Annotated in this window: 23 protein-coding genes; 22 read left to right on the plus strand and 1 reads right to left on the minus strand. The window is 38.5% G+C overall.

Annotated elements, in window-relative coordinates:
* The 19 genes from LPB68_RS16445 to LPB68_RS16530 all read left to right on the plus strand — a co-directional run bounded on the left by LPB68_RS16445 (nt 1) and on the right by LPB68_RS16530 (nt 15,131).
* Nucleotides 1-1,203: a DUF6575 domain-containing protein gene (locus tag LPB68_RS16445; protein ID WP_068661063.1), complete on the plus strand. Its 1,203-nt coding sequence runs from the start codon at nt 1-3 to the stop codon at nt 1,201-1,203.
* An 80-nt stretch (nt 1,204-1,283) separates the two neighbouring features.
* Nucleotides 1,284-2,834: a phage terminase large subunit gene (gene terL, locus LPB68_RS16450; RefSeq protein ID WP_068661064.1), complete on the plus strand. Its 1,551-nt coding sequence runs from the start codon at nt 1,284-1,286 to the stop codon at nt 2,832-2,834.
* Nucleotides 2,835-2,956: 122 nt separating this feature from the next.
* Nucleotides 2,957-3,184 carry a hypothetical protein gene (locus tag LPB68_RS16455; protein ID WP_068661065.1) on the plus strand — a complete coding sequence of 76 codons (228 nt, stop codon included), beginning with the start codon at nt 2,957-2,959 and terminating at the stop codon, nt 3,182-3,184.
* Between the two features lie 325 nt (nt 3,185-3,509).
* Nucleotides 3,510-4,817 carry a phage portal protein gene (locus LPB68_RS16460; RefSeq protein ID WP_068661066.1) on the plus strand — a complete coding sequence of 436 codons (1,308 nt, stop codon included), beginning with the start codon at nt 3,510-3,512 and terminating at the stop codon, nt 4,815-4,817.
* A complete protein-coding gene (locus LPB68_RS16465) occupies nt 4,807-5,187 on the plus strand; it encodes a hypothetical protein (protein ID WP_068661067.1) in 381 nt (126 codons plus the stop codon). The genes LPB68_RS16460 and LPB68_RS16465 overlap by 11 nt, the downstream gene beginning before the upstream one ends.
* Before the next feature lie 212 nt (nt 5,188-5,399).
* Entirely contained in the window at nt 5,400-6,014 is a 615-nt protein-coding gene (locus LPB68_RS16470) for a DUF4355 domain-containing protein (protein ID WP_068661068.1), read from the plus strand.
* 27 nt (nt 6,015-6,041) lie between these two features.
* A complete protein-coding gene (locus LPB68_RS16475) occupies nt 6,042-6,872 on the plus strand; it encodes a phage capsid protein (RefSeq protein ID WP_068661069.1) in 831 nt (276 codons plus the stop codon).
* Nucleotides 6,873-6,944: 72 nt separating this feature from the next.
* Nucleotides 6,945-7,133, plus strand: a complete 189-nt coding sequence (locus LPB68_RS16480; RefSeq protein ID WP_068661070.1) for a hypothetical protein — start codon at nt 6,945-6,947, stop codon at nt 7,131-7,133.
* Nucleotides 7,126-7,434 (plus strand): phage head-tail connector protein, encoded by a 309-nt coding sequence (locus tag LPB68_RS16485; RefSeq protein ID WP_068661071.1) that lies wholly within the window; start codon nt 7,126-7,128, stop codon nt 7,432-7,434. The genes LPB68_RS16480 and LPB68_RS16485 overlap by 8 nt, the downstream gene beginning before the upstream one ends.
* A gap of 47 nt (nt 7,435-7,481) precedes the next feature.
* Nucleotides 7,482-7,712: a hypothetical protein gene (locus LPB68_RS16490; RefSeq protein ID WP_237087920.1), complete on the plus strand. Its 231-nt coding sequence runs from the start codon at nt 7,482-7,484 to the stop codon at nt 7,710-7,712.
* 12 nt (nt 7,713-7,724) lie between these two features.
* Complete coding sequence (locus LPB68_RS16495; RefSeq protein ID WP_068661073.1) at nt 7,725-8,876, plus strand: hypothetical protein; 1,152 nt, start codon at nt 7,725-7,727, stop codon at nt 8,874-8,876.
* Nucleotides 8,877-8,940: 64 nt separating this feature from the next.
* Nucleotides 8,941-9,063 carry an SHOCT domain-containing protein gene (locus LPB68_RS23750; RefSeq protein ID WP_332455212.1) on the plus strand — a complete coding sequence of 41 codons (123 nt, stop codon included), beginning with the start codon at nt 8,941-8,943 and terminating at the stop codon, nt 9,061-9,063.
* Between the two features lie 88 nt (nt 9,064-9,151).
* A complete protein-coding gene (locus LPB68_RS16500) occupies nt 9,152-10,768 on the plus strand; it encodes a recombinase family protein (RefSeq protein ID WP_068661074.1) in 1,617 nt (538 codons plus the stop codon).
* 558 nt (nt 10,769-11,326) lie between these two features.
* Entirely contained in the window at nt 11,327-11,614 is a 288-nt protein-coding gene (locus tag LPB68_RS16505; protein ID WP_068661075.1) for a hypothetical protein, read from the plus strand.
* A gap of 318 nt (nt 11,615-11,932) precedes the next feature.
* Nucleotides 11,933-12,214 carry a hypothetical protein gene (locus LPB68_RS16510; RefSeq protein WP_068661076.1) on the plus strand — a complete coding sequence of 94 codons (282 nt, stop codon included), beginning with the start codon at nt 11,933-11,935 and terminating at the stop codon, nt 12,212-12,214.
* Between the two features lie 27 nt (nt 12,215-12,241).
* Nucleotides 12,242-12,613, plus strand: coding sequence for a DUF2513 domain-containing protein (locus LPB68_RS16515; protein WP_068661077.1), 372 nt, complete (start codon nt 12,242-12,244; stop codon nt 12,611-12,613).
* Nucleotides 12,614-12,643: 30 nt separating this feature from the next.
* Nucleotides 12,644-13,129 carry a hypothetical protein gene (locus LPB68_RS16520; protein ID WP_068661078.1) on the plus strand — a complete coding sequence of 162 codons (486 nt, stop codon included), beginning with the start codon at nt 12,644-12,646 and terminating at the stop codon, nt 13,127-13,129.
* Between the two features lie 35 nt (nt 13,130-13,164).
* Nucleotides 13,165-13,941, plus strand: a complete 777-nt coding sequence (locus tag LPB68_RS23175; RefSeq protein WP_068661079.1) for a hypothetical protein — start codon at nt 13,165-13,167, stop codon at nt 13,939-13,941.
* Nucleotides 13,942-14,117: 176 nt separating this feature from the next.
* Nucleotides 14,118-15,131, plus strand: a complete 1,014-nt coding sequence (locus tag LPB68_RS16530; RefSeq protein ID WP_068661080.1) for a DUF4365 domain-containing protein — start codon at nt 14,118-14,120, stop codon at nt 15,129-15,131.
* Nucleotides 15,132-15,694: 563 nt separating this feature from the next.
* Here the strand turns inward: LPB68_RS16530 and LPB68_RS16540 are convergent.
* Nucleotides 15,695-16,297 (minus strand): TetR/AcrR family transcriptional regulator, encoded by a 603-nt coding sequence (locus tag LPB68_RS16540; protein ID WP_068661082.1) that lies wholly within the window; start codon nt 16,295-16,297, stop codon nt 15,695-15,697.
* Nucleotides 16,298-16,485: 188 nt separating this feature from the next.
* Between LPB68_RS16540 and LPB68_RS16545 the strand changes: the two genes are divergently transcribed.
* The 3 genes from LPB68_RS16545 to LPB68_RS16555 all read left to right on the plus strand — a co-directional run bounded on the left by LPB68_RS16545 (nt 16,486) and on the right by LPB68_RS16555 (nt 20,027).
* Nucleotides 16,486-17,961 carry a DHA2 family efflux MFS transporter permease subunit gene (locus tag LPB68_RS16545; protein WP_068661083.1) on the plus strand — a complete coding sequence of 492 codons (1,476 nt, stop codon included), beginning with the start codon at nt 16,486-16,488 and terminating at the stop codon, nt 17,959-17,961.
* Nucleotides 17,962-18,013: 52 nt separating this feature from the next.
* The gene (locus tag LPB68_RS16550; RefSeq protein WP_068661084.1) at nt 18,014-18,805 is read left to right on the plus strand and encodes an SDR family NAD(P)-dependent oxidoreductase; all 792 of its coding nucleotides are present in this window, start codon (nt 18,014-18,016) and stop codon (nt 18,803-18,805) included.
* A gap of 274 nt (nt 18,806-19,079) precedes the next feature.
* Entirely contained in the window at nt 19,080-20,027 is a 948-nt protein-coding gene (locus LPB68_RS16555) for a helix-turn-helix transcriptional regulator (protein WP_068661085.1), read from the plus strand.
* Nucleotides 20,028-20,212: the final 185 nt, after the last annotated feature.

The raw sequence follows: 20,212 nt of genomic DNA on the forward strand, positions 1-20,212 counted from the left end.
ATGGAAGCAGAATTTGTTGGTGTAGATTTATTGGGTAAGCTCTATATTGAAGAGATGTTTTTGTTTTATGATGAACCTCAATTATTTACATGTATAAGTAAATTTGGACAAAGATTCATGGTTCTTTATGTTGATTATACTGAACAAGATCAAACATGGTTATTTGCTCCACTAACCGAGGCGAGACTGGCATTCGCAAAAAGTAACAGGATATCACTTTATGATGTATTTACTAAGCCTGAGGATGAATTCATATGGAAAGTGATAAAAGAAAATAACTCAAATATTGCAAAGGCAACTCAAATTGATCCAATGGGTATATCGAGTGATCTATTACCAACTGAAGATGCATATCTTAATTGGAAAAATGATGAAATGATGCCATGCATAAATGAAAAAATCTTTGAAATGGCTCAATCTGAGAGAAGAGATATAGTTAATTTATCATTGGAGATAGCTAACGGTCATGTGAGGGAAATAGATTGTGTTTCATTAGGAGAAGTTCTTTCGAATACACAGAATATATTGTACATGCTTGCTCATAGAGGTAATAGTGCGAGAGGGAAAATTCCCAGTAATATTAAGGTTGAAAATAGTCTGCAAGTAACAGGAACATATGCAGCTTCGTTTGGTATTCAATTAAAATCAAATGAGCTGAGCGATCTTTTAGGAGAAACTCGACTTAGTGATACTTTGAAGTTATTCGCACAATTATTGATGACTAAAAGTGATCCTGTAGAGTTGAAGGCTTTTTTAATTACCCAGAATCAAAGAGTTGTTCTGAAATATAGGAATTTAATGAAAACGTTAATTGAAGCGGATACCGGAATAAAAGTTGAAATTGCTTCTCCAAATAAAAATTATTTTGACGTAAAGTTGTCTGTTCAAGATGTGAAGAATACTCTTAGTATATTAGATGGCGAAATAAATAATATGGTAACAGTGGAGAAGATATTTGGTGAAATTGTTGGTATTCATACTGAGAAAAAAACTTTCTCTTTTAGAAGTGTAGATGGAGAACACATTACAGGAAAACTCGCGGATCATTTTAACGAAACAACATTTGAGGTTCCAAAACATATGGAAATAGTGGTTGAACAAAAGATTCAACTGAACAATTTAACTAAACGGGAAAAGTATATTTACACGCTAATCAAAGTTAATGACACTACGGAAGAATTGACTAATGAAGATGTAGAATAGGAAGTGATTAAGTTATAGATGCTGAGGAAAATTACAATGTATTCAATGTAATACGCCAAACACAACTTCTCAAACAATACATGGAGAAGCACTTTATTCCACCAAAAATGAAGCAGCTAATCGAAACCTTCTCTTTTTCAGAATTACGAAAACTTATAGCTGAAATGGATATCGAGTATTTCGCTCTATGTTACTTTCCAAAATACTTTGACCGAGAGTTCGGACAATTTCACCGTCAACTATTTGCTGAATTAAAACATATGTTTTCCAATATTGGGCTGATTACGGCTTTCGGACTCCCTCGGGAACACGGAAAGTCGACAATCAGTTCTTTTTTATTTCCGCTATATGCAACTCTATATGATAAATCGCAGTTCACGCTGATTATATCAGCAACAGAGCAAATTGCTCTTCCTTTCCTTGATATGATCAAAGATGAGCTAGAAACGAATCAGATGCTGATTGAGGATTTTGGCATTCGTAAAGGTTCTCGCTGGAACAATAATGAGATTTGGCTTAGGAGTAAAAACGGCTTAGACTCGTGCATCATGATTCGTGGGATTGATGGTTCTCTCCGAGGCATCCATTATAAGCATCACAGGCCAACACTGGTTTTACTCGATGACTTGCTTAAAGATGATACAGCTAAATCGGAAACCAAACGTGATCAAATTAAAAGTACATTCACCGATGTCGTTCTACCAATCGGTACGCGAGATACGAATATTCTTATATGCGGTACAATCCTAAATGAAGAGGATATCATGGCTGATTTGCTCAAAGGTAAAATTCCAGGAGTCAGAAGTATACGGAAGGCAGCTGTCATTCAATTTTCAGAACGAGATGATTTGTGGGCAGAATGGGAAATCAAATATAACAACCTTCAAGACGAGGACAGGATCAACACTGCCTTGTCTTTTTTTATTGCCAACAAAGAGGATATGCTTGAGGGTACAGAAATCCTTTGGAGCGAGTATCTGGATTATTATTATCTCATGTGCAAGAAGCAAGCGATGGGTGAGAAGTCGTTCTATAAGGAGCTTCAAAACGATCCACGCTCAACTGACGACTATATCTTCCAGAACATCATGTATTGGGATCGTTTGCCTGAATTTGAAGAGATGGAGATTGCTATGTATATTGATCCAGCTATCAAAGCCGGAAAAAAGAATGATTACTCTGCTATTTCAATCATAGGTCAGCATCGTAAGACGAAGCAGATTTATGTGATTGACGGTAACGTATATAAACTACTGCCGGATGATTTGTTCCAAGTGGCAATCGAAAAGTTGATCACCTATCCCGTTGATAAAATAGGATTCGAGACTATACAAGCACAAAGCTATATGAAACAAAAGTTTGAGGAAGAGTTGTGGAAATCGAAAATATATACGCCAGTTGATAGCGTGAATTCCAAAGGACAGAAACATGAGCGGATTATTAGTTTGGAGCCTGAAGTGAAGAAGGGTCATATTTTGTTTAATACGGACAATATTCGCTACAATAATCAAGTGAAGGATTATAATCGCAACTGCCGTTTTGACGATGCTCCTGATAGTTTATATGGGGCAGTTCAATTGATTCAGTTGGTTAAGAGTTTGAAGTTCTATGATCGGAGCTTGTTGTTTTGATAGTGCAACATCCCTTGATCGATGGCGGCTGCAGTCGGTTGATAGCCAATGAATTTGCTAAGTGCTGGTTACAAACTTCTATGTTATACTTCCCATATACTAGATTACTTGGAGGAATATATATGGCATTGATCAGAAATTTAAGTAAAATATCAAGAAATTCAAGATTACAGACAGAGGCAGAGTCTACATATAATGTATTAGTTCAGAATGGTAAGAAATACATTCAGATCAATACTTATGGATCAAAAGAACGAGTACATACCAACGTAGTTAGCCAGAGTATACAACTAGATGAGCAAACAGCCAAGCAACTGTTAGTAATAATTAAATCAGAGTATGCTTTGTAATTATCAAATCGCAATAGATTTAATAAGGGAGGCATTACGCTGGCTACATATAAACAGATTCAAGAATATGTTAAACAAAAGAATGGTTATGTTCCTAAATCATGTTGGATTGCACATATGAAAGAAGTATGTGGCCTTAATCCTAAAGTGGCACCAAACAGATATGCAGCCAATGTCAGAATGTATCCGTGTCCATTAGAAAAACAGGATAATATTAAAGATTCTTTTCGTCACTTTAACATGATTTAAAAATATAGCGACTAGTAGGAGTCCTCACTATTTTGGTGGGGGCTATTTTTATGTCCATTTGAAGGGAAATAACGCAATGCAGATAACAGAATCAATAATTCTCGAATGTCTAAACGAACTTAATCAAACTGCGCTAACGAAGCAAATATACTTTGACTATTACAACGGCAACCATGCTATTCTCAAGGATTATGCCATGCAGGAGAGCCGAAGCAATCGAAAACTAATTTTCAACTTTCCGAGAAAATTCGTGGACAATGAAGTCGGATACATATTGGGCAAGCCAGTGAATTACGTATCAAAGTCCGATCACGATGAAGTCACTCAAAAAATTGATCTACTTATGAGCCATTGGGAAAAGGAACATAACATTAATCTGCGGAAGCAAAGTGAAATATATGGTGAGAGCTATGAGCTGAATTATCTGGATTCAGATGGTCAGTTTTCGGCAACCGTTTTAACACCACAGAATGCTTATGTACTGGAAGACGGAACAGCGGAACGTAATGCCCTATTGGGGCTACATAAGTTTACAAAACGATTTGATGATAAAGTTTACTTGGACGTTTATACGGATCAAGAAATCTTGCACTATGAATTGATAGGTGATAAGAAAATCAGTTTAAGCAAACAGAGTAAATCACCTGAACTCAAATACCTCGGTAAACATGATCACATCTTTGGAAGAGTCCCCATTATTTCTTGCCCAGCAAACACTGAGCGGAAATGCGGCTTCCAAGATGTGATTTCTTTATTTGATGCCTATAATGCGCTGAACTCGGATTTGGTCAATGAAATTGCTGATCATCGGAATTCTTATTTGGTTATTGAAAATGCCAAGTTGGAAGCAGAAGACCTGCTGAATATGAAGAAGATGGGCATCATCCAAGTTCCTATAGGTGGTAAAGTAACGTGGCTGATTAAGGAGATCAATGATTCGTTTGTGAAAAATGAACTGGATAATCTCGAACGTAAAATTTATGACATGATGGACCAGGTGAACTTCAATGAAAATTGGGCATCGAATACATCCTCACTGGCAATCCGAAATAAGCTGCTGAATTTAGAAAATAGGGTGGCGATTCGTGAAGCGATGATGGAGAGTGTGATCAAACAGAGGTTAGGAAACCTCTTCACGTTTCTGCAAATTAAAGAAGGTGTTCAATATGATTATCGAGATATCGCTGTTAAGTTTACACGTAACTTGCCAACAGATTTGGTGGGATTAGCTGATGTCATCGTCAAGCTGAAGGATATTGTTTCGCATGAATCTTTGCTTGCCTTATTGCCGTTTGTTGAAAATCCGAAGCTTGAACATAACAAGTTCCATTCCGAAAAACAATGGGTTATGGAATTGACTGGAGAATCAGCACATGCAGAATAAAAGCAAAATCAAACAACTCGTCAAAAATAATTGTGCCTCCTATTTGGGAGATAAGCATGGGTTCTCCAATTATTGTTGCTGGAAAGATGGTTCATGTGTATTTTTCGATAACGAGAATCCTCTACCTAGCTGTAGATATTTTGAAAATGGAGTGTTACCAACTGATGAGAAGTTGGAACGTGAATATATGTTGGAACGGAATATGCATGTTGAGAGACAGATAGCAAAGCCGAAGGTTAATTGTAAGAAATGTGGGACTACATTCGAGGCAAATTCTAATCGGCAACATTACTGTGGAAAATGTGATGAAAATAATAAGAAGGATAAGGCAAAATTACGAATGCGGAAGATGAGACGAAAACAAGCTTGATGTTACGCTTTAGAGGGTTTAAAAAGCTATATATATCAAGGGTTTTACATGTGCAAAAGTGGGGAGTTGGTATGTTTGTACCTTTTCCTCGTTTTTGCTATTTCTAATGCGTAACATCGTAGTCCTGGGCATGACTCTAAACTGTTACAAAACAAATAGAAATGCGTGTTCGGTTCAAACGAGTCGAATGGGTATCAAAGGAGATAGTCAAAATGGATTTGGATCAAGTAAAACAATTTATTGAAGCAAATGGCACAACAGAGGAAGTGAAATCGTATCTTCAGGTTTTGAATCCAATGAGCGTTGAAGGTATTGAACAATTCGTTCAATCTGATAAAGATGCGAAAAGTTGGTTCGATAGCACCGTGGACAAGCGTACCACAAAATCACTAGAAACGTGGAAAGCCAATCAACTGGAAGGATTGCTGGATGCTGAAATTAAGAAGCGTTTCCCTGCGAAGGATGAGAAAGAAATTGAAGTGGAGAAGCTTCGTGCTGAAATGGAAACCATGAAACTGGAGAAGCAGCGCGAACGATTAACGAGCCAAGCCATCAAAATAGCCAGTGAAAAGAAACTTCCACTCACGTTAGTGGATTTTTTTATTGGTGCAGATGAAACGACAACGACAGCGAATCTGGCTGTATTTGAACAGTCCCTCCAATTGGCGGTACAGCAACAAGTAGAACAGCGCCTAAAAGGTGATGGTTATACGCCCCCTGCAGATTCAACGGGCAAGACGTTCACACTCGATACAATCAAAGGTATGTCGCAAGACGAAATCAATAAGAATTGGGAACAAGTAAAACAAGCCTTACAAAACAAATAAAAATCGAAAAGGACAAGGTGAATACATATGTCAGTACAAAATTTTATCCCTACAATTTGGAGTGCACGTTTAAATGAAAGCTTTAAGAAGAATCTAGTCTATGGAAATGTTGTGAATACCGATTATGAAGGCGAGATCAAAGGGCAAGGTTCAACGGTTAAAATTAATTCGATCGGCGCAGTAACCATCGGTACATATGATAAGGCAGCAGGGATTGGTAATCCGCAGGAACTGGACTCTGCACAAAAAACGCTAACCATCGACCAAGCTAAGTTTTATAATTTTACAGTCGATGATGTGGACGCTGCCCAAGCCAATGTGGATTTGCTAAGTGGAGGTATCGTAGAAGCATCCTATGGGCTCGCTAATGTGGTGGATCAATATATCGCAGGGTTTTATACGGAAGTGAAAGCTGGCAATACAATCGGAAACGATACAACGCCTATTGTTCCGACTTCCGCTACAGCCTATGATTTACTTGTAGATTTGGGTGTTGTTTTAGATGAAAACGATGTGCCGGAAGGGGATCGCTTTGTCGTTGTTCCTGCTTTCTTTTATGGATTACTCGTCAAAGATCCACGCTACACGAAGGATGCTAATGTCATGCGGACGGGATTTGTTGGTAGCATCGATAATATGTCGGTGTACAAATCGAATAATGTGCCGAACACGACTGGGGCAAAGTATAAAATAATTGCTGGACATAAGAGTGCCATCTCATTTGCTGGTCAAGTGGATTCCGTTGAAGCTTATCGTCCAGAGAAGCAATTCTCAGATGCGATTAAAGGTTTGCAGGTCTATGGTGCAAAATGTATTAAGCCAGAATCGCTTGCTGTTCTCACGGCAAATAAGTCTTAGTCAATAAATACATAGAGCCTAGTGGGTGTCCTTAACTGGATGCCCTTTTTTAATTTAATGGGGGTGGAATATATGTGGTTCAAGAACAAAGAAACAGAAATCCAATGGGAAGTGACTGATGAGGAATTAATTAAACGTCTAGAGAAGAATGCTAATTATGAAATAGTGGAATCAGAAAAAACTGAAATAATAGTGTCGTCTCAAACAGTCATCACTAAAAACGTGAAAAGCACAACGACAAGGAGCAAGCCAAATGATTGAACAACTGGAATTGTTGAAACAACTATTGGGGATCGATTTATATGATAGTTCAAGGGATGAGATCATAAATCACTATATAAAAAAAGCCAGAAGCAATATACTCGGCTATTGTAATATTGAGAGTCTTCCGGTTGCATATGATGCTGTGGTTGTCGATTATGCCCTGTATCTCTACAAAAATAAAGATTCGGTAGGCTTGGTTCAAAAGCAAGAAGGCGAACGTTCAGCCAGTTATGAACCAGGTATCCCACAAAGCATTCGACTGGCCCTTCCTCTGCCTAGAATCAAAGTAGGGTATTGAGCATGTTCAATGAAATTAAACTTGAGATCTTGGAGGCTGTAGATTTGATGGTGGTTAAAACGATCTATGCTGATGTACAGCCATACATAAAGAGTTATACGTTTGAAGACGATATTTCACTAGAAGTTACCCATCGAGCCTTCTGTGAAATAGATGCTCTACTGAAACTAAGTCGATACGTGAAAATTAGTGATAACATATTCATTCTCTTGGACTTGAAAGAATGGAGCGATTATCTGGAACTGTTCTTGTATCGTTGCAAGCCTGATTTTGTATAGGAGGGAGATTTAATGACAAGAAGTATAGAAACGATGATAGACTTCTTCCTTCGGGAGAAAGGTGAACATATACATATAAACGGTGTGCAGCAAATTGCTCTCATTCGAGATGCAACCGATAAAATTCAATCAAGCGATGAAAAAATAATACGTGCTGCAACTCCATTACATACGGGTAATTTTATTGATTACCGAAATGAACGCTATTTGATAACAAGCGAAATTGTTCAAAATGAACAATCTAATCGCGGCAGGATACGCAAGTGTAATTACGGCATCGCCTTTAACTGGGATGGGAACGTGAAATGGTTTAATGCCATTTTGGAAGGGGAAACCTTCTCTGTTAGTTCAGGTACAATTATCTCCGTACCAACAGGAACAATCCATGTGTATCTGCAAGATAATGCGGATACGAAAAGCATTACACTTAGCCAGCGATTTTACAACACACATCAGCCGTTTAAAGTGAACGGTATTGACCGTACTGTTAAAGGAATCATCAAACTCAGTTGTTCGCTGGATTCTATCTCATCTGCTGTTGACGATGTAGATAATAATATAGTGGATCGCTGGAAATATGAAGTTTCTCATACATATGCATTAACAATAGACAATGTAACAACAACTCAGGTACTAATCAATGATGTTTTGCAATTAAATTATACAGCCACAGATAATGGGAAGGAGATCCCGACTCCGGCCATTACTTTTACTTCAAGTGATGCAAATGTGGTCAGCGTTGATAACCAAGGAAAAGTGATGGGAAAACAGGTAGGACAAGAAACGATTACTGCGAGGCTTACCTACCATCCGTCTATTACAGATACGATTCAGATAACAACAGTTGAAGAGTACACACATAATTACAACATATTGATTAGCGGTAACACTAGCATCTATTTAAGTCAAAGTTTATCGTATACGGCAATCATTTATCTTAGCGGCGTAGAGGTGTTTGATCAATCAGTACAGTGGATGATAAGTAATCAGAATGCCACTACTCCAGTAATGGCAGCTATTACAGCAAGAACGGGAAATAGTGTAACGATCAAAGCTGGTAACAGTAGCGGATACGTATACAAATACCTCATATTGTCCGCTAAACTAACGAGCGACCCGACAATTTCAATAGAAAAGACCATTCAAATAAAAAGTTTATTATAACAATCATACGGCTTGCCCTCTAGGGTGAGCCTTTTTTAATTTCATTTAAAAGGAGCCTATACATTTGAAGAAATCTATCGACTACATGCTCAGTGTGAGCCTATTAAAGCAATTGAAATCACAAAATTTGATTACCGATGAGGAGTTTTCTGAGATCGATTTGTTAAATAAAAAGACTTTCAAATAGCCCTAAAATGGGGCGGAAATGACTTGATGATGTGCAGAAGTAATCGTAACATGTGACAGTAAAAGGAATATATCTGAGGGGGAACTGTATGGCTAAAGTAATAAAGAAGGTTGTTGTCGTACCTGTAAAATCATTAGTAGTCATCGATGGAATCACACAAACAGTAAAGAAGAAAGTGGCAGCTTACTGTCGCGTAAGTACGGATTCTGAAGAACAACGCGAAAGTTACGAGAATCAAGTCAGGCACTATACACAACACATTGAAGGAAACTCGAATTGGGATTTCGCAGACATTTATGCGGATGAAGGCATATCGGGAACGAACACAAAGGATCGCGTACAATTTAAACGAATGATTGAGGATGCGAGAGCTGGTAAAGTCGATTTGATTCTAACAAAATCGATATCGAGATTTTCTCGAAACACAATGGACTTGTTGAAATACGTAAGGGAATTGAAAAGCCTTGGAATTGCCGTATTATTTGAAAAAGAAAACATCAATACATTAGAATCCTCTGGCGAAGTATTTCTGACCATCTTCAGCTCTATCGCTCAAGATGAAAGCAGGAATATATCTGAGAACTCCAAATGGGGTATTCAAAAGGGATTTGCAAACGGTAAGGTACATTGTAATACCACACGATTTCTTGGCTACGATAAGGATAAGGAAGGCGAACTGATCATTAACGAAAAGGAAGCTGAAATTGTCCGCAGGATTTATCAGGAGTATCTGGAGGGTAAAAGCTATCAGGCGATTGCTACGGGCTTGATGAAGGATAAAATAAAAACTGTAACAGGTAATGAGAAGTGGTGGGATTCCTCCATTACAATCATCCTAACCAATGAGAAATATTACGGAGCCTTACTTCAGCAAAAGACAATCACAGTCGATTTTTTAAGCCATAAACGAGTTAAGAATCGAGGTCAGGAACAGAAATACTTGATCGAGGATAACCATGAGCCGATTATATCCAAAGAGATGTTCGATATGGTACAAAACGAGAAAGAGCGTAGAGCATTATTGAAGGGTAATGTAATGGGTGACCGAAAGAAATATTCCAGTAAATATCCACTCAGTAGCAAAGTATTCTGCGGATGCTGCGGAGCTAATTTTAAAAGGCGAACATGGAACAGTAACAATATTTCAAAGAAAGTTGTGTGGCAATGCCGAACCTACGTTAACGAGGGTAAAGCAGCCTGTGATGCCAGAGCGGTGGATGAACAGGTATTGCAAGATACATTTGTACGAGTATTTAACCGCATGCATGAGAATAAAGATGGCTTTATCCGAACGTTGAATGCGAATATTGAAGCAGTACTTGCTAAGCGAGAAGGGCATACGCCGTTACTTGAAATCGAGAAGCAGATGGATCAATTAAAAGCTGACCTGAAGGGATTGGTGACGCTGAAGCTTCGGGATCAGATAGATGAAGTAGTATATGCAGAGGAGAATGCTCGAATCTCTAAGGAATTGGATGGACTCCGGCAACATAAAATGAAGCTGGAAGAAGACAACAATCAAAAGGCTGAATTTAAGGGTCGAGTAGATGAGATCATACAGGTATTAAGCTTACGGCAGGATTTACTCGAGAAATTTGAAGATGACCTATTTAATGCGCTGGTAGAGAAGATAACCATTCTCTCACCGGCGCATTTTGTTTTTACCTTGAAAAGCGGGTTGGAGATTGAAGAGTTCGAAGAGTAAACACCAACCTGTAAAATGCGATAGCGACAGATGGCATGGAACGAATCCATGCTGTTTGGTCGTCATATCTTCGACTGAGTCTATCCTCCGTACCGCGATAAATCGGACGCATAAATCTCATTCTATCCTTAACCCCTTCGTTGTAGATCCACTCTTTCTCCATCGTTTGGTGATATTTAACCGTTTCTTAACATTCCAAAAGTTTCACAAATTCTTCTGGTTACAAGCGTACTCTTAATTCAGGACATTGTTCATTTAACAACTTGAATCACCTCCCATGTGAAGAGGATTCAAGTTGTGTTTTCATCATAGCGATACCGTTTTCTGAGCAAATAAAAAACGGTTATTGAGCGATGGTTGTTGATAAGATGGTTTATTATAGATTTTTCTAAAAATCCCAATTATAATACCCCCCTTTTCAGCATACAGACTGCTACTTTTGTATAAGTCATGGTATAATTTTACTATTCGAATTTTCGCTAAGGTTCGTCAATAGAATGAAAAACTGAGTTTATCATCAACTATATAATGAGTTTACACAAGGGGAGAAATACGCAAATGAAAGACGACAAAACAATCGAACGCGGACAAAAGAAACTGGATAAATTGGTTCGTAAAAAGATGGATGAGTGGGCAGCAGATTACAGTGTTAGACATAGATCTACATCCAAAGGAGAACTTCAACAAAACTTTATAGCAAATGGGTATAAATTTGGAGAAGTTCAAGATGGACAAAGAATTCGGATTTGGTTAGAACGTACCGCTGATAAGAAGGAGTTAAATAGTGGTGAAGTATACCTTGATTTTAATATGAGAGGCGAAACCGCTATTTATGAAAAAGGTTGAGTAGATGAAATACTAGATTTATCACCAAATTGGAGGAGTTAAGTTGACTAAATCATATCGAACACCAAAAGACTGGAGTAAATCCAATCGTTTGAAAATAGGTATTATGTATTCCTGTCCTAACTGTAATAATCAGAACTCCAAGCCACTCTTTAACAAAGAAGAACAGCCGTATTGCTCAAGTTGTTTGGTGAACCATAGTAAATTTTTCATAATGCAGAAGAGAGACGTAATCGACTATATTAATAGAAGATATGTTAATAAGCCATTAAGGGGTTAATGAAAGAGTTGATTCAAGTGGAGGTATAGAGCTATCCGATGCGGAGAAAACCATCCAATTGGAAAGAGAAATATATCAAGAAAGAAAAGGTAGCTAGAAAGAGTAATCCCGATCTTAAGAAATTGAAATATACTTGTACATACGGTCATATCAGAGTCGAAGCGAAGAAACTTACTGACTCAGAATTGTCCTGTCCAGCATGTAATCTTGGCGGCAAACTTAATAGTAAGTTTAGATTTGTGGGGAGCTTTAACATCAGCAGCCATCAATATAAGACCTCTAAATTTAATGTGAGTTCAAATAAAGTCGATAAATCCTGAATTTCAAGAGAAAGAAGAGGTGTTGTTATGAAAAGAGATTTGGATATTATTATTCAAGTTTTAAAATATATTGAGGAACATAATACAGCAACAAATACTATTGTTGTTGAGTTGGAAGAGTATGAAACAGAAGAAGAAAAAGAGAATGTTCAATACCAAGTCCAGCTTTTAAGAGAAGCAGGATATATCGAAGCAAAGGCAACGCTCTCTCCTTATCAATTTTATGTGAAGACAATGACTTGGAAAGGTCATGATTTTCTAGATGCTGCAAGAGATCAGTCTGTTGTTGAAAAGGCCAAGGATCTCGTTAAAAGAAAAGGATTGGAATTTTCAACTTTACCTATTGATATTGCTAAAGATTATTTAGTCCATACATTGAAAAGTATGATCGGACTATAAATCATCTGATTCAATGGGAGGGGTATTTAAATGTTATCTGAAGAAAATGTAATAAAAATACTTACAACAGTAATACCCACTCTATTAGTTGCATTAATCGTTCCTATTTATGGAATACGGTTTGCTCTCAGGCAGTTCTACACTCAGAAATGGTGGGAAACAAAGTCAAGCAACTATTCAATAATTGTAGAGTGTTTATCGAACTACAGGTACGCAACTGGAGAATTATTTGAACATTATACTACTAATGAGATCTACAATAGAGAAATAATCAGTAGATATGAAAAGCTGATTAAAGAGTCATTCGAAGAAATTAAGAAACAGATTTCAGTAGGAGCATTTGTAGTTTCTATTAGTGCAATAGATGAGTTAGCGATTTTTATAAGAAAAGTCGAAACCAATCCTGATTCTATATCAGGAAATCATGTTGGCTCTTTGGATTCAAATTGTGGCTATGCCGTAAATAGTATAGATACAATTAAAACAATAGCTAAAAAGGATCTTAAGATTAAGTAGGCACATAACATATTGCATTCAAAGGAGGACAGTCTGTGACTTTAGATTGGGAAATGGATATAAATTGGAAGGTTCGCACACAAGACAATCGAATTTGCATTATAAGAGATCACAACTGGAGTTTTGCAGCATGGGAAATTGGCAGATTAAATGATCAAATAAGGAATAAATCATTGGTGGTACATGTAGATGCACATCTAGATAACGCAATAGATGGTGCTTTAGTTACTGGCCTACAGGAAGCGACAACAATTGAGCAAATAATAGAAGTATGTAGTAGTTACGATAGTTCACTAGGACAAACTCCTAAATCTAATATGATGCATATAGATAACTTTATTTGGTCTTCACTTGTTAGAGGAACGATAGAAGAAGTTATTTATGTTTCTCGCGATAATCAAGAGCTAAATACAATTGCAAACCTTTCAGAGCAGAATGATCCTCAAACTCAATTAGTACTTGAGAAGCTGCCACCAGATTGCAACTATAGAACGACACGATTTATGAATATTGATGATTTTTTAATGAGTTCTGTCGCACAAGATCTAGGTGCATATCTTGGAGAACGAACAGCAATACTTGATCTTGATATCGATGTATTCAACGACTCAGATAGAATGTTTGATCCTGAATTAATACCAATGCATCAGGTTCGAGAATACACAAAAAAACTTTATGGGTTATACCAATGGGATATGATTACGATAGCAATTTCACCTTCCTATTGTGGTGGAATTTTAGAAGCACAATTATTATTAGAGAATGTTCTTAAAGCTTTAGATATAGATGTCCAATCAACTATAACTTGGTGAATTTGGCATTTTATAAGAGAGTTACATTTAATAAAATTCGTCTTTATGTGTGTCGGGAGTCACCATATTTTTTACATGTGGAATACGGATTTTTCGAGTAGAATATGTTAGGCGAGTCCCTTTCCAAAACCATAAAATACATATCATTATAAAGAACTCAGGAAGTGATATATAATATGGATGATTGGTCAAAGAATCTTCCCAAAAGAACTAAGGAGCATGTGAGTAACGACCTAGCTCGTAATAAATTTAGACTGCTATTCACTGATCCTTATTTTATAATTAGAGAAGAGACCGACAATGATTATGGTGTAGATATACACATTGAAGCGTTAGTTAATGAAGGTGACTCTCCTACGAACATTCGGGCACATGTACAACTCAAGTCTTCAAATAAAGGTCGAAATTCCAATGGAGGTTATTCATATAGTGTGTCAACTTCAAACCTACACTATCTTTTAAATAATCCCGGATCGATTTATGTCTTTTATTCGGTAGAGAATGATATTTTCTACTATAGTAGCGTAGACAGAGTATTTGATTACTATAATTCTCAAGGCGATGTTTGGAAAGATCAAAAGAGTATTACTATTCATTTTGATAATGTATTAGATGAATCAGAACTTTTAATGATTCATAACAATTTGATTGAGTTTGCTTTAATGTTTAAAGAACTTAGACTTAAGATGAACTCGTCAGGATTAAAGCCAGGAGCAAAGTTTGTTTATGGAGAATTGTACTTTGAATCCTCTGATGAATTATTTCAGGAATACCAAGAAGCTAACAATGTCGGTTACGTTTATTCTACAAATGCAGAAGGCAAGGTGATTTTTCTGCATAATCTAATTTGGGAGAATGCACACGGCTCAATACCGACAGGTTATCAGGTATATCATATCAACGGGAATACTCTTGATAATCGAAAGAATAACTTAGACATAATGAAAACAATTGAAGCTTTCCCGCTCGTGGAATTCCAGTGGGATATTGAAGAGGCTCAAGCATATAACATAATTACATTGATTACTGAAGGGCCAGAAGCTGAGTTGAAGGATGTTCCTCCTCCCCCAATAACAATGTTTCATAGAATTATTAGTGACTTAAGGAAACAGGGTTGGAGCGTTACCGAGAATGAGATGAACCAATTAAAGGAAACCTTAAAATCACATTTAGAAATGAATTTTGAATGAGTCAGAAGTGCAGAGGACATCATCTAATACGTCATTCTCACTGCTTAAGATACTTACTCCTTTAATGTCTAATAGAGCATTTTCTTACTACTCAATCAGAAAAATTAATGAAAACCAATATATCCCTTTCACGGTCTCCACACACGTGGAGTGTGTGGTGTCACTGCATCGAATTGATTAATATTTGGGACGCCTAACGCGGTTATTTATCATAATGTACAACAACAGCCTTTCACCATTGTATAATGCGGTGAAAGGCTGTTGTTTGTCATTTATTCGTTTAATAAATGCACTAAATTGCTGTTTGACCTCTGTGAAAAGTGAAGTCTTTAGATATTTGAATTTCTTAATTCGAGAATGTATAGATCTTATCCACACGAACAGCAGATGTAGCATGCAATTGCCCTTCGTCAAGATCTTTAGCAGTTATTTGCATCAAATAAGTCTTACTGAAGACACATTTCTCCATTTTAATGGATGCAGCGGGGGGTGGCTCTATTTCATTAACACAGTGGCTCTCACACATGAACTCGATGGCTCTCCGGCATTAAAATATTCACTACTTAAAGCTTAAATAAAGGATCGATATATAATCGTACTACCTTTTGTTTAATATTATTTTTGTTTAAACCACGATTTTCTTTTGTAAAGACATATAACTCCGGTGTTATAGATGCTAACATAGCATCTACTCTAAACCCGGTATCTTTATCCTTGCTTTTATAATGTGACTGCGCCTCATCAATCAATTTATAAAACATCTGATATAGAAATACATAGATTGGCGAGTGATACATCATTTGCTGTCGCTCTTCACAAGAAGGTGCCTGAATATAGACGAGCCAATTGGAATGCTTGTCAATAAATTCAACGCAATAATGTACCATCTTGGTTAATTTTTTTTGCAAGGAATCCCCATTATTCGAATCGAGATAGTGCAGAACTTCGGCAATAAACTCCTCGCTGCTCTCCTTCATCAAATCCTGACAGATTTCCCCTTTATGAGCGTAGTGTCTATAAAGCGTACCTTGTCCTATTCCGGCCGTAGTTGCGATCTTGCGCATGGAAACATTATCAACTCCGTGTTCTAAAAACAGAGCTTCTGCGCATTGCAAAATCGCACTTCTGTACTTAATAACATCTTTACGCTCTTTTTTTGAATCCATGCCACCTCACCTCTGATTGTATTATAACAAATCATAACTGATTTTACGATTGACAAACGGACAAATGTCCGTTATTGTGAATCTATAAAACGGACACATGTCCGTTTTCAATAGACTATTCATTTCTTTCAAATCTGATAGATGTGATTTAGTCCATTGTAGAATAAATCAATTAATTAAGGAGGCAGATGATGTCAATATCAAAAAATCGATTAGAGGAGCAGACTAAATCAATGAAGGCTATCATTATTCCACTTATTTCGATCATTTTAGGACTGTTTATGGTTCTCTTTGACGGAACGGCTGTAAATGTCGCGCTACCCAAGCTTTCTACTGCTTTCGACTCTCCATTATCGTTACTACAATGGACGGTTACGGGTTATGTGCTTGCCCATGCCGCCGTTATACCACTTTCTGGATGGCTCTCGGATCGCTTTGGCGCCAAACAAATCTTCCTGTTCTCAATCGCATTTTTCACACTAGGTTCCATTCTTGTTGCTATTTCAACCACTGCAGAACAAATGATCCTTTTTCGTGTCATTCAAGGAATTGGCGGGGGTATGATCATGCCAATATCTATCGCCTTTGTATATAAAGTTTCTCCACCAGAGAAGGTAGGGACTGTAATGGGGGTTATGGGAATCCCTGTCTTGCTTGCTCCAGCGCTAGCTCCATTATTGGCGGGATGGCTTGTCGACTATGTCACATGGCAGTGGATATTCATCATCAACATCCCAATTGGTATTATTGCGATAATCTTAGGTATTCGTTCTCTCCCCAATATAAAAGGCGAACCCAGCACCTCCCTCGACATATGGGGAATCCTACTCGCTCCAATTGCTTTTGCAAGTTTGTCGTACGGAATTAGCGAGGGCACTAACGGATGGACATCAAGTAGAACCCTATGGGGACTTCTAATTGGAGTCATTGCATTGTTCATGTTTATTTGGGTCGAGTTAAGGCAAGAGCAGCCCATTCTTGAACTCCGGGTATTCAAGTCTTTAAAGTTTAATATAAGTATTTACATACAATGGATATTCCAAATCGCTCTATTTGGAACCATGTTTATGGTCCCCCTATTTTTGCAGGAGGTGCATCAGTACAGCGCTTTGAAAACAGGTCTCCTTATGCTTCCTCAAGCTACAGCCTCCGGTATTTTCGTGCTTATCAGCGGAAGACTATTCGATAGACTTGGCGCCCGGCCGTTGGTCATGTCGGGAATGGCCGCTATCGGTGGCGCAGCTTTCTTGTTATCCCATGTATCGGTAAGCGGAGAGATGACGATGTTAATCCTTGCGCTGTTCTTGCTCGGATCAGGAATGGGACTCGCTATGATGCCGCTCACCACTCATATCATTCAACTAGCGCCCAGTCATTTAGTGGACAGGGTTACGGCATTAACCAGTGCTGCCCAACAATTTATATCTTCATTCGCCATAGCAGGGCTAATGACGATTCTAACAAGCCAGATGAAACACTTCACTTCTGTAGAAGGACTTTCTTCTCTGGATACAATGGCAAACTCATTTTCCGCTACCTTTAAAGCGCTTATCTATGTCTCAGTAATTGGACTACTTTTGAGCATGCTACTGGTTAAATCCCAGATGGGCGCTGCAGATAAAAATGGCCAAGAAACCCTGCATACTAGAAATATGATGCATTAACGGTTTCAAACAAAAGATTACTGCTTGCATCTTACAAAAGGGGACTAAAAATATGTTTGATTACAAAGGAAAAACAGCATTGATAACCGGAGCTTCATCCGGAATAGGCGAGGCCTTTGCCCGCGATCTAGCCGCTAAAGGCATGAATCTTGTTCTTGTTGCCCGTTCCGAAGACAAATTACGCCGTCTTTCAGAAGCTCTAAAAAAAGAATATAGAATTCAAGCGGGAGTTATTGTCGCCGATCTAAGTAAGGAAGAGTCAGCTCAAATGGTCTTTGATACGGTAGAACAACAACAGCAGCGTATAGATCTGTTGATTAACAATGCAGGAATTGTGACTCACGGTTTGTTTGCCGAAAAATCATTGCAATCTCAGCAAAATGAAATGCGATTAAATCTGTATACACCAGTGAGCTTAGCCCATCTCTTTATACAAGATATGATTCAAAAAGGTGCGGGGGCTATTATAAATGTGGCTTCCACAGGAGGCTTCCAGCCCATGCCTTATCGAGCCGTATACAGTGCAACTAAAGCTTTCATCATTGCTTGGGGTGAGGCAATATGGGCTGAAGCACGAGAGAAAGGAGTCTCCGTTGTCACTTTATGTCCGGGACCGACGGATACTAATATCTATGAGGCGATGGGTACTACCGAATCGGGGATTGGAAAAATGGTACCGCCCCAACATGTTGTACAAACGGGATTACGTGCATTGAAAAAAAATAAGATGACGGTCATTGACGGGATGGGCAACTATTGGATATCGCAAGTGTATCGGTTCACTCCCCGTCGAACGCTGGTTAACTTGATGTATAGAATATTTCATCCTAAATCTAAAAAATAATAATTCCCTCTTTGGCTATGTATTGACGGAGGGGTTTAGGCTTTTGATTTAATAATTATGTTTGATACAGTAAGTTCAAATAACGGGTTTAGGCATCCCCTGCTATTTATAAATCACATGTGTTGACTCTGCTTACTCCACACATGTGGAGTGCTCAATATTGATGGTTCGAAAATGAGATGTGACAGTATCGCTAAAGATATAAAGCGGAGAACCTTACCTCAAGTGATGGCAAGTTTTTGGTGAACAGCATTAAGCTTCAAGGGGGCAGCTAATGAACAAAACAGACCGTTTATTAGCCATCGTGCTAGAGCTGCAAAGTAGAGAAGTGGTACGGGGCGAAGATTTGGCGGCCCTATTTGAAACCAGCGTGCGGACCATCTATCGTGACATTCAGGCACTTAGTGAAGCGGGCGTGCCGATTATAGGTGCCCCAGGCACAGGATATTCTTTGATGAAAGGCTATTTCCTGCCGCCGATCAGTTTCACGGTAGAAGAAGCCGTGACCTTGCTTATAGGAACGGACTTTATCGAGCAACGATTTGATGATGAGTATCGTATCAGGGCTCAAGCCGCTCGGAGGAAAATCGAGGCCAATCTATCGGAGAGCGTTCGCAATGAGACCTCTCGTGTGCGCAAGGCGCTGCGCTTGCTCACTCCCGGTAAACGGGTCGCGCTGTCAAAAGAAAGGGAATATTTCGAAAAGATCCGTCGAGCGATATTAGATGAACGAAAGATCAGATTTCATTATTCGAAAGGGATTGCGGATTCCAAGGGGAATCACCATAGTGATCGTACCGTCGCTCCCTATGGCCTGGTACTCGTTGAAGGATCTTGGATTCTCGTGGCACGTTGCGATCTACGCCAAGACATTCGCCATTTCCGTTTGTCCCGAATGACCGAACTTATCGATCTGGAAGAACGATTTGAACTACCGGCGCATTTTAACTTAAGGGAGTATACCCCTCCGGATGATCGCCACTTGCGAGTTCGCCTTCGATTTAACCATGACATCGCAGATAAGGTGAAGGAATCGAACTATCATTACATGGAGGATATGGAAGAGCATCAAGATGGATTGCATGTGGTCTTACGCGTTCGTCAACTGGATGAATTGCTGCAATGGGTGCTTGGCTGGGGAGCGGGTGTGATAGTATTGGAACCTGAATCATTCCGAAATTGGATTCGTGAGGAAGCCCAAAGAATGTTAAAACGCTACTGACATAACGTTGTCAGTAGCGTTGTTTTATAATAGGGTTTGTAAACGTAAAGGAGTGGTGAGATAAATGCGAAGTACGACTTGCATCGGTTGGGGGACTCAGCCAATCTATTTTTTACAGCTACTTTGCCCCTTAAGGAAGCTTCGCTGGTTCTGGCCAACGATAATACGGTATTGTATCATTTATT

Origin of the sequence: Paenibacillus crassostreae, from assembly GCF_001857945.1 — a bacterium.
Classification (GTDB): Bacteria; Bacillota; Bacilli; order Paenibacillales; family Paenibacillaceae; genus Paenibacillus_AQ; species Paenibacillus_AQ crassostreae.